Below are 10,808 nucleotides of genomic sequence, written 5' to 3'. Positions count from 1 at the left end.
GAAATGACGCGAACCTCTTGATCACCGCGGGGGGCGGCGGGGGTGGGAGTGGGGGGACCGGCGGGCCTGGCGGAGGGGGGAGGGGTGCACGGACCAGAGCAGGCGGCGCCACCAGGGTCGGGCCGAGCGCAGGTCGGTGATGTAGGCCGTGGCCACCTCGGCGGCGCGGGCCGCCTGATCGGCCGCCGCGGCCTCGGGGGCGAAACCCACCTGATTGAGCAGCGTCGCCAGCTCGTCGACGGCCGGCTCCGCGCCGGGCACGCCGCCGCCGGGCACGCCGCCTCCGGGTGTGCCGCCTCCGGCCGTGGCGCTGCCGGATGCGCCGCCTCTGGTCGTGCCCGCTCGGGCTTCGGCCAGGGCCTGGCGGGCCTGCGCAGCCACCTCGGTCGCCGCCAGGTCGTCGCCGACCGGGCGGCCGGCCAGCCGCAACGCGTCGGTGACCTCCCGCCAGGCGCCCGCGACGCGTTGACCGGGGTCGCCCCTCTCCAACCGGGTGCGGGTGAGCGAGCGGCGCAGCGCCAGCAGGGTCAGCAGCAGCGCCCCCACCACCAGCAGCAAACCACCACTGCCGCCGCCGACCACCACCATCGTGGACAACCCCTCGGCACTGGGCGGCCCGTCCGGAGCGGCGGCCGGCTCCGGTGACGCGGACGGCTCCACCGTGGGCGCCGGCGCCTCCGACGGCGGTGGGTCCTCCGGTGTCGGGCGGAAATCCTCCTCCACCGGCCTCGGCTCCTCGTTCGGGCGGGGCAGCGGGTCGAACGGCACCCAACCCAGCCCGTCGAAGAGCACCTCCGGCCAGGCGAACGCGTCACCGGCGAGCACCGGCCCCTGCCCACCGGCCCGGAAACCCACCACCACCCGCGTCGGCAACCCGGACAACCGGCCGAGCACCGCGAACGCCGCCGCGAACTGCTCCGAAGTGCCCTCCTGCCCGCCACCGCCGCGCGGCCCGAAGAGAAAGAAACCCAGATTCGGGTACGCGTGCCCGCTCGGCGCGTCCGCCACCACCCGGTAGTGCTCGGCCAGGAACTGCTCGATGGCCAGAGCCCGGGCGAGCGGCGCGCCGTTGTCCTCGGCGAGTTGCGTGGCCAGCCGGCGCATCGGGTCGGGCACCCCGTCGGCGACCCGCAGCACCCGGGCCACCTCCTCGCCGGCGGGCACGTTGGCGCTGGCCAACAGGTTGGGGTCCGGGTGTTCCTCGACGGAGGTCACCGCGTACCGCAGCCCCGGCGTCAACCCCTCCGGCCGGATCAACGTCCCGCTCGCCGGGTCGTACGCCACCCGTGCGCCGCTGACCTCCCGGGGCGTCGCCACGGCGGGCAGCAGTCGACCGCTCAGCTCCGCGACGGTGATCTGCTGGCGGACCGTTTCCACGGTGCTGTCGCGGGCCGGGGCGGCGACCGGCAGGATCCGGCCGGCGTTGCGGTACGTCGCACCGACCCGCCAGGTCACCCCGTCGTAGTCGCTGAGCACCGCCAACCGGATCCGCACACCGGTCTGTGCCCCCGGCCCCGCCCCGGGCTCGGTCCCCGGCTCCGGCGGGGCACCTCCGGGCGGGGGGAGCGGTGCGCCGGAGCGCTCCGTGCTCACGTCGAGGAGCTTCTGCTCCGGGTGCAGCGCCCAGCCGGAGATCCGGATCAACGGGTTCTCGTCGAGCGACTGCACCTGCGGCGGCTCCACGTACCGGCGGGGGTCCACCGGCCGCCCGTCGACCTGACCGGCGACGACCGGGCCGAGCAACGCGACAAGCCCCACCACCAGGGCCACCCCGAGCGCCGCGCTGGCGGCCAGGCGCAGCCGCACCGCCGCGCGTACCCGGGGGGCAAGGTCGGCGGCCGGATCGCCGGCGGACGGTGTCGTGCCGGTGGGAGCGGCCAGGCCGACCGCCGCGACCGCGACGAACGCCACTGTCACCCCGACCGCCGGCGCGGCGTTCGGGCCCACCACGTACAGGGCGGCGACGTAGAGCCCCGCCGCCGGCAGGTAACCCAGCAGCACCCGGCCGGTGCGCAGCGCGACCTCCGCACCGGCCAGCCCGGCCAGCCAGGCGGCCACCACCGGCACCAGCACCGTGTCCGGGGTGGGCTGCACGGGGATCATCGCGGTCAGCAACCGGGGAATGCCGTTGCGCGCGGCGTCGCCGGTGATCTCCAGCAGACCGCCCGGAAGCTCGGCGTGGTTGGCGGCCAGCCGCAGCGACCACAGTGTCCAACCGGCCATCGCGGCCACCGACACCGGCGCCACCAGCCAGGACGGCAGCCGCCGGGCGGCCACGCTGACCAGCACCGAACCGACCGCCGCGCCGATCACCAGTCGGGTCAGCAGGTCCCCCGCGTACACCCGGCCGAGCACCACCCCGGCGAGCGCGGTCAGCGCGATCAGCGCCAACGGGACCGCCGCCGCCCGCAACAGCCGCACGGTGCGCGTCACCACCGGCGTACCCCGTCCCACTCGGCGGCGAACTGCGCGCCGTCCGCCGCGTCGACCACCACCAGGCCGGCCGCGCCCGGCGGCGTCGGCTCGGCCGCGCCGAACACCCCGACCACCACCGACGGGTACGCCCCGCGCAGCGCCCCCACGTGCCCCAGGTCGTCGCGCCCACCCGGCCCGGTCAGGAAGATCAGCGTGTCACCGAGCCGGTCCTGACGCAGCCGGGAAGCTGCCCCGCGGACCGCCTCGTCCGCGTCGGACAGTTCGGCGGCGGCCAGCCGGTCCAGTGGCCCGAGCGCCTCGCCGACGTCCGTGTCCCGGCCCGGCGGGTCCGGCTCGGCCGCGGCGAACAGCAACACCACCGGCAGGTCCTCGCGGTGCGCGGCCGTGACGACCGACGCCGCCGCCTCACACGCCGACTCGAACGACTCCGCCACCCCACCCACCCGCCGCGGGTGCGCGACGGCCCGGTTGTCCAGCAGGACGACCAGGCGCGGCAGGCTGGTGTCCACGTTCTCCCGCACCATCAGCTCACCCACCCGGGCGCTGGTCCGCCAGTGCACCCGGCGCAACTCGTCGCCGACCACGTACTCCCGCAGCGAGTCGAACGTGATCGAGCCGTGGGGCACCCCGTCCACCCGGCCGTCGAGGCTGCGCCCCGCCCCGCGCGGCACCGCCGTCAGCGGGTGGACCCGGGGATACACCCACACCGGCACCACCGTCCCGTACGGGCGGGCCAACGCCACCAACCCCAACGGGTCGCGCCGGGTCACCCGCAGCGGCCCCACCGGCACCACCCCACGACGGTGCGTCGGCACGTCGTAGCGGACCTCGGTGTCCCGGCCCGGCCGCAGCCGCAACACCGGCACCGGCACGCCGCGATCCCCGCACCGGTCCTCGGCCAGCAGGTTCGCCGACCGCAACCGGCCGGCGTTGCGCACCGTCACCATCATGCTCGCCGGCTCGCCACGCGCCACCCGGTCCGGATCGGCGTGCCGGGTCACCGTCAGCCGGGGCCGCCAGGCCGCGACGAGTGCGGCATAACCGACGGCCGCGCCGGCCGCCGCGCCGAGCAGCGTCAACTCGGGGTACGCGAACCGGAAACCCACAGCCAGCAGCACCACGGCGGCGACGAGCAGCCCGACCCCACGGGCGGTGATCCCCATGCCGCTGCTGCCGGTCAGCCCTGCACCGGAGCGGGCTGCCCCGACGGCAGCGGCACCGGCACCGAGGCGATGGCCTGGCGCAGCACCTCCGCGGCGGTCATCCCGCGCACCTGGGCCTCGGGGGTGAGCAGCAACCGATGCGCGAACACCGCTTCGGCGAGCGCCTTCAGATCCTCCGGCATGATCCAGCCCCGCCCGTCGATGAGCGCGTACGAGCACGCCGCGCGGGTCAACGCGATCACACCCCGGGGACTGACCCCGACCCGCACCTGCGGGTGGGTGCGGGTCGCGGCGGCCAACCGAACCGCGTACGCGTAGAGCGGCTCGGCGATGTGCACCCGGCGGGCCATCCGGACCATCTCCCCGACGGTGGCGGTGTCGGTGACCGGGGCGAGCGCCTCCGGGGAACGCACCGTCGCGCCGCGCAGCACCTCCACCTCGACCGCCTCGTCCGGGTAGCCGACGGAGAGCTTCACCAGGAAACGGTCCAACTGTGCCTCGGGCAGCCGGTAGGTGCCGTCCATCTCCACCGGGTTCTGGGTGGCCACCACCAGGAACGGCGACGGCACCGGGTGCCGGACCCCGTCCACCGTGACGGTGCGTTCCTCCATCACCTCCAGCAGCGCCGACTGGGTCTTCGGCGACGCCCGGTTGATCTCGTCGGCGATCACGATGTTGGCGAAGACCGGCCCCGGGTGAAACTCGAACTCCCGGCTCACCTGGTTGAAGATGGTCACCCCGGACACGTCCGACGGGAGCAGGTCGGGCGTGAACTGGATGCGCCGCCACTCACCCTTCACCGTGGCGGCGATGGCCCGCGCCAGGGTCGTCTTACCGACCCCCGGCACGTCCTCCAGGAGCACGTGACCCTGCGCGAACAGCGCGGTCAGCGCCAGCCGGACCACCTGCGGCTTGCCGAGCACCACCGCGTTGACGTTCTCGGCCAGCCGGGCGGCCAGGGCGGCGAAACCCTGGACCTCCGGGTGGGTGAGCGGCTCGTGGGCGTTCACGGTCGGCGGTGCTCCTTGCCTGGTGGTTCAGCAGGTGGGCAGGACATTGATGTCGTCGCCGCCCTCCAGGTTGAGCCAGGCCCAGGGAATGTAGTTCTTTCCGCTGTACTTGACCTGCACCCACCAGGTGCTGCGCTTCTGGTTGTTGTAGATCCACGAGTCGACGTCCTCGCCGGCCTTCTTGCAGTACGCCTCCAACCGGGTGCCGGGCTCCGCCCAGCCGACCTGCTTGTCGTTGTCCTGCGCGGCGACCTTGAAGATCTCGTTGCCGTTGCGACCGTCGCGCTCCTCGTCGCAGTAGGTGCGCTGGGCGCCGTCGGGCCCGTTGTTGCAGGTCGCGATGCCGTACAGCGAGGGCGTGGTCTGGGCCCGCGTCGCCCTGCCCTGGCCGGCGGCGTTGGTGGCCGTCACCGTGAACGTGTACGCCGTGCCCGGCGCCAGACCCGTCATCGTGATGCTGGAGCACGCCCCAGCCTTCGTCGGCTCACCCGGCGTGCTCACCGCGCAGGTCGCCTGACCGCCGCCCGCGTCCACGGTGAACGTCACGGTCGCCGCCGTGGCGGTCGCCGACGAGCCGGTCACCGTCACCCGTGGCTCGGCGACCGTACGCGCGGTGGCGGTGGCCTCCGGGCCGGCACCCGCCTCGTTGACCGCCTTCACCCGCACCGTGACGTTCTGGCCGTTGCCCAGCCCGGTGACCGTCGTGCGGGTGTCAGTCACCTCGGTGACCCGCCCACCGACGTCCACCAGGTATTTCGTCACCGGTCGGCCGTTGGCCTCGGCCGGCGCCCACTGCACCGTGACCGAGCCGGGCTGGTTGGCGACAGTGCCGGCCCGCAGCTCGACCGGCGCACCGGGCACCGCGAACGGCACCACCGTGTTGCTGACCGGCGACGCCGCCGAACCGGCACCCTTGTCGTTGACCGCGACGACCGTGAACGCGTACTGCGTGCCGAACTCCAACTCACCGGCGGGCACCACCAGCTCCGTCTTCGTCGACTCGCCGACCGGCGCGTTCGTCCCCGCCGAACTGGCCGTCACCGCGTACCGGGCGATGGTGTTGCCCTGCCCGTTCGCCGCCGGCCACTTCACCAGCACCGTGCCGTCCGGCCGCTCCTGAGCGGTCACGCTCGCCGGCGGGTCCGGCACCGCGGCGGTCGGGATCACCGGGTTGCTGTTGCGCGGCGGCCCGTCGCCCTTGGCGTTGACGGCGTGCACCGCGAACCGGTACGTCTCGCCGTTGGTCAGGCCCTTGACCTCCACCGCACGCTGGTTGGCGCCCACCTCCAGGCGCTGACCGGCACCCTCCACCACGTACTTGATGATCTCGGCGCCGTTCGCGGCGGCCGGCCGCCAGCTCACCCGCGCCTGCGCGTTGCCGGCGGCGGCGGTGACACTGCGCGGCGCGCTCGGCTTGCCCACCCGGGGCTTCTTCGGCGGGGGCGGCGGCGGGGCAACCGGCGGCGGATCGCCGCCGAGCACGTCGTTGGCGTACTTGTCGACCTCGCGCACCTGGTGCTTGTCGTCCACCACCCGGGCGGTCGCCGCGTCGGGAGAGTTGATGAACAGGTGGTTTTCCCGGACCTCCAGCTCCAGCGGCCCGTTCGGCCGCCCGCGGATGGTCTCGACCAGTTGGCCACCCGCGTCGAAGGTGTAGATCGTGCCGGTGGCCTCGTCGGCGCAGTAGAACCGGTCCGCCCAGGCGACCGCCGGGCTGAGCCGGTCACCCTCGCCCGGCACCGTGAACGCCCGCTCTTCCCCACCGTCACCCACCACCAGCACCCGCCGCTCACCGGGCACGGTCACCGGAACCCGCTGCCCGCTGGTGCGCGTGGGCAGCTCACCCGGACCGGACAGCGTCAACGGCGTCGGATGAACCTTGCCCCCCTGCACCCGCACCAGCTTCCCGGCCGTGCGGTCGAGCACCGCCACACCCTCGTCCAGGCTGGACACCACCAACTCGTGGCTGGCCTCGGCGACGTCGTACGACTCGACCTGCTTCGGGCTGAGCCCCGCGCCGGCGGGCGCGGCCGAGGCCGGCGCGGACGGCAACGTGGCGGCGGTGATCGCCGAGACGGTGCCCTGACTGGGCACCGCGATCCACAGCCGACCCTCGCCGTCGAACGTCCCGCCGGTGATGCCCGGCGGATAGTGCACCGGCTCGCCGACCGGGGTCAGCGACCGCGGGTCGAGCTGGCGCACGATGCCCTGCACGGCATCGACGACGAACGCCGAATCCTCGTGCAGTGCGACACTCACGCCCAGGCCGGGGGTGGTCCGGGTGGTCGCGGTGAGCTGGAGGGTGGCCAGGTCCAGTGAGCTGACCTGCCCCGTCTGCAGGTCACGCAGGACCAGCAGCCGGTCGGTCTGGGTGATCTGCATCGGGTGCCGGACCGCACCGGGGATCTCGGTGCGGGTGTCCACCCGGGCGGTGACCCCGTTGACCCGGGCCAGCTCGCTGCGCGCCGCGCTCCACAGCCACGAACTCGCGTCGTAGTTGGCCACCGCGTTGTCGGCAGCGCCGAGCCCCAGGACGGTCAGCCCCATGGCCGCCAGCAGCGCGGCCACCGTGCCCACCGTCACCAGCCCGCCGCGCAGCCGGGACCGCGAGCGACGGGCATCTGTCGGTACGGAGTCTTCGATGCTGGCCACAGCCGGCAGCCTCCCCTGAGTCGTGGCAGGTGGCGGCGCCTCGCGGCGACCCCTCCCCTGAGCCGGGTGCCATCATATGGCGCTGCTGGTGACGGGGGAACCCGCACCGTCACCCCTGTGGATACCGAGCGTGTGCGCAGTGGACGCCCAGCTCACCCCGGTTCCGCTCGGTGTGCCTCAGCTCGGCGAGGGTCGCACCGAGGGCTCGCCGCTCGACCCGGCGGTGCGCTCCCGCGTCGTACAGACCTGACCCGAGGTCGCGAAGCTGTCGGTGGAGTAGACCGCCAACACGGTGAAGCAGTGATCCACTCGCGAGTTCAACCCGTTCACCGTGTAGCTGGTCCTACCCGGGTCCACGGTGGCCATCACCCCCAGGGGCTGCCCGGCCCGCCCGGCGGCGACCATGAACGGCACCGCGCCGCCGGACGGATCGGTCCAGGTCAGCGTGATCGTCGTCGAATCGTCGCGCAGCTGCAGATCCCCGGGCGGTGGCCCCACCGTCGCCTGGCCCGCGGCCGTCGGCGCGGTGCCCGCGGGCGGCGGGTCGTCGCGGGTCAACACCACCGCACCCAGGCCGGCCACCGCCACGACGGCCACCCCGGCCGCCACCACCGCGCCGATCAGCGTCGCACGGTTGCGCCCCGCCGACCCGCCCTCGTCGGTGTACGCCGGCCGGTACATGTCGTGCACCGAGTGGTACTGCTGACCCGGGTACGGCACCTGGATCGCCTGGTGCTCCGGGGGCTGGTACTGGTCGTGAGTCGGGTACTGGTCCTGAGTCGGATACTGGTCGTGGTGGTACTGCGGTGCCGCTGGCGGCGTGGTTGGTCGGGACTCCGCCGGCGCGGCGCCTGCGTCCGCCGACCAGGCCGTCGGAGTCGGCCCGGCGGCCGAAGTCGGGCCGGCGGTCGAAGTTGGCGGGGCGGCGACGGCCGGGGTCGAACTGGCGTCGCCCCCGGCCGGGCCACCGTCCGTCCGGACGGCCGGGATCACCTCGGTCTGATCCGACATCGCGGTAGACGCCTGTTGGGTCGGCACCACCGTGGCATCGACGCTGTCCAGCCCGAACACCCCGTCCGCGCCACTGTCGTCCCCGTCCACCGGGGACCCCTCGACGGAGTCGGCACCGGCAGACGGCAGGGGCTGCGGTGGGGCGGTGCGGCTCCACGGCGGCGCGGTCAACCCCCACGGCGGTACGGGTGGCCCGCTCACCGGTGGTGCGGAGACGGGGTGTGCGTAGCCGGGTGGTGCGGAGACGGGGTGCCCGTGGCCGGGTGGTCCGGAGACGGGGTAGCTGTGCCCGGGTGGCGCGGAGACGGGGTGTACACGGCCGGGTGGTGGTGCCGGGACGGAGTAGCCGTGGCCGGGTGGCGCGCTCACCGGTGGTGCGGAGACGGGGTGCGCGTGCCCGGGTGGTCCGGAGACTGGGTAGCTCTGCCCGGGTGGTGCGGAGACCGGGTGGCTCTGCCCGGGTGGCGCGGAGACGGGGTGTGCGTGGCCGGGTGGTCCGGAGACCGGGTGGCTCTGCCCGGGTGGCGCGGAGACCGGGTGGCTCTGCCCGGGTGGCGCGGAGACCGGGTGGCTCTGCCCGGGTGGCGCGGAGACCGGGTAGGGGTGGGCTGGTGATCCGGAGGTCGGGGACCAGTGCGCCGGTGGCCCGGAGACCGGGTACTGGTGGGCGGGCGGTGCGGAGATCGGTGGTGAAGGGGAGGGTGGCCCGCTGACCGGGTGGGCTGGTGGTCCGCTGACCGGCTGCGCCGGGCCTGGTTGCCCACCGGCTGGGGACGGTCGGTCCGGCAAGGTCGCGTCGACGCCGGACGTGTCGACCGATCCACCTGCTCCGGCTGCTCCGGCCGCGGCACGGGCGGCCTCCTCGGCGAGCAGCGGTTCGATCTGTCGTACCTGGATGGTGGGGTTGTCCCACCGAGGCGCGGGCGCCCCCGACGCGGGCGCGGCGACGGACGGTGCCGGGGCGGATGGGGTGGACGGCCGGTGCGGCACGTCGACCGCCGGGTGGGTCGCCTGGTCACCCGTGCGCTGGCGGGGCGCTACGGGCGGGCCGGACGTCGGTCGCTGTGGCTGGTACTCGGACGTCGACCGGGCCGGCTGGCTCTCGACCCTTGGTCGGGGTGGCTGGCCCTCGATCCTGGGCTGCGATGGCTGGCCTTCTGCTCGTGTTTGGGGCGGCTGGCTCTCGGGTCCTGGCCGGGGTGGCTTGTCGATCGTTGACCGGGCGGACCCGGGCGGTTGCTCGCTGGCACGTTGACGGGGCGGCAGGGCGGGCCCGGGTACGGCAGGCGGTGGGCTGGGCTGGGACGGTGTGATCGGGGAAGGCGTGGGCGTACGCCGAGAGTCGGCAGCTGGCGCTGCGGCGGCGTCGCTGGCCGGGTTGGGTGCGGCGGGGCCGCGTACCCCGGGAGGGGTCGACCAGGGGGTGGCCGGCGCCTGCGGCGGAGCCCAGGGCGAGTTGGTGGGTGGCGGGCCGCCAGCGGAGGGGCGCATCGCGGCCAGGGTCGCCATGGACAGCGTCGGGCCGGACAGCGCCGACCGGATGCCGGACTCGGCCGCGGCGACCGGGTCCGGATCGGGGGCCGGTGGCGGCCCATGCTGCTCACTCGGCGCCGACGAGGGCGGGCCAAGATAGTCGCGGGCGGCGCGTACCGCCGGGTGGTGCTCCCCGAGCGTCGCGGGCCCGGCGGTGGCGACGCGGGTGTAGTTGCGGCGGGCCTCGTGCCGGTTGCCCAGTTCCTCCGCGACCTCGGCGAGTTCGAAGGCGAGCGCGAGCATCACCGGGTCGGCGTGCTGCCAACGCCGCTCGCCCGCCGCGAACGCCTCCTCCAGCACCCGGCGGGCGGCGAGCGGATCGTCCGCCTCGCGGTGCAGCCGCGCCAGCAGATGCGCGGTGTGCAGCATCTCAGGGTGGTCCTCGGTGTACGGCGGGGGAGCGAATCCGACAGCCTCCGCGAGTAGCTGCCGGGCGGCCCTGAGGTCGCCCGCGGCGCGCAGGGCGAGGGCCCGGTGCTGGGCGGCTGCCAGGGGAGAGGGATGGGACACGAGGCAATGCTGCCGTCAGAGGCCGCCGGACGCTACCCGGACACGCCCCGGGCGGGGAGTCGGTGGGCGGGTACGAGGTGGTTTGAGCAGGGGCGAAAGCGCGGGGAGGGCCGGGTCGGAAGGCGATGTGCATGATCCACGAGCGGCGTGTACAGTAACTCCCCGTGCGGCCCGCCGTACCGACCATCGGATTGCAAGATCATCTGGTCGGCGAGGTAGGCTGCACGTGCAGGTCCGGGTGGCGGAATGGCAGACGCGCTAGCTTGAGGTGCTAGTGCCCGTATAGGGCGTGGGGGTTCAAGTCCCCCCTCGGACACGAGTACGTCTCATATGTGCGACGTAGACGTAGCGGTGGTCAAGCATGCTTGACCACCGCCGAAACCCATCCGACACTGCGTCTGGCGCTACTCTCAGTGACCAGCGCCGGGCAAGCTCCGCGATGACGCGCGGTGGCTCGTCAGTGATTCCCGCCGTTGCTCTGCCCGGTCTGGCG

The 10,808-nt window shown here is 74.4% G+C and carries 5 protein-coding genes and 1 tRNA gene; 1 reads left to right on the top strand and 5 read right to left on the bottom strand.

The genetic code is table 11. The annotated features are described in order from the left end of the window. Positions 1-21: 21 nt before the first annotated feature. The 5 genes from ACGFIQ_RS24030 to ACGFIQ_RS24010 all read right to left on the bottom strand — a co-directional run bounded on the left by ACGFIQ_RS24030 (position 22) and on the right by ACGFIQ_RS24010 (position 10,315). Positions 22-2,454, bottom strand: a complete 2,433-nt coding sequence (locus tag ACGFIQ_RS24030; protein WP_393247083.1) for a DUF3488 and transglutaminase-like domain-containing protein — start codon at positions 2,452-2,454, stop codon at positions 22-24. Next, positions 2,430-3,599 (bottom strand): DUF58 domain-containing protein, encoded by a 1,170-nt coding sequence (locus tag ACGFIQ_RS24025; protein ID WP_393247081.1) that lies wholly within the window; start codon positions 3,597-3,599, stop codon positions 2,430-2,432. Before ACGFIQ_RS24025 ends, ACGFIQ_RS24030 begins: the two co-directional genes overlap by 25 nt. Before the next feature lie 14 nt (positions 3,600-3,613). Then, positions 3,614-4,609, bottom strand: coding sequence for an AAA family ATPase (locus ACGFIQ_RS24020; protein ID WP_393247079.1), 996 nt, complete (start codon positions 4,607-4,609; stop codon positions 3,614-3,616). A gap of 27 nt (positions 4,610-4,636) precedes the next feature. Continuing rightward, positions 4,637-7,261 carry a fibronectin type III domain-containing protein gene (locus tag ACGFIQ_RS24015; RefSeq protein WP_393247077.1) on the bottom strand — a complete coding sequence of 875 codons (2,625 nt, stop codon included), beginning with the start codon at positions 7,259-7,261 and terminating at the stop codon, positions 4,637-4,639. Between the two features lie 177 nt (positions 7,262-7,438). Then, the gene (locus tag ACGFIQ_RS24010) at positions 7,439-10,315 is read right to left on the bottom strand and encodes a hypothetical protein (RefSeq protein ID WP_393247075.1); all 2,877 of its coding nucleotides are present in this window, start codon (positions 10,313-10,315) and stop codon (positions 7,439-7,441) included. Positions 10,316-10,547: 232 nt separating this feature from the next. On the opposite strand from ACGFIQ_RS24010, the gene ACGFIQ_RS24005 reads away from it, so the two are divergent. Beyond that, positions 10,548-10,631 (top strand) — tRNA-Leu (locus tag ACGFIQ_RS24005). Positions 10,632-10,808 lie beyond the last annotated feature (177 nt).

It is taken from the genome of Micromonospora sp. NPDC048898 (genome assembly GCF_043198035.1).
GTDB lineage: Bacteria > Actinomycetota > Actinomycetes > Mycobacteriales > Micromonosporaceae > Micromonospora.
The sequence above is the reverse complement of the archived record's forward strand: the minus strand, read 5'-3'. Positions and strand labels throughout refer to the sequence as shown.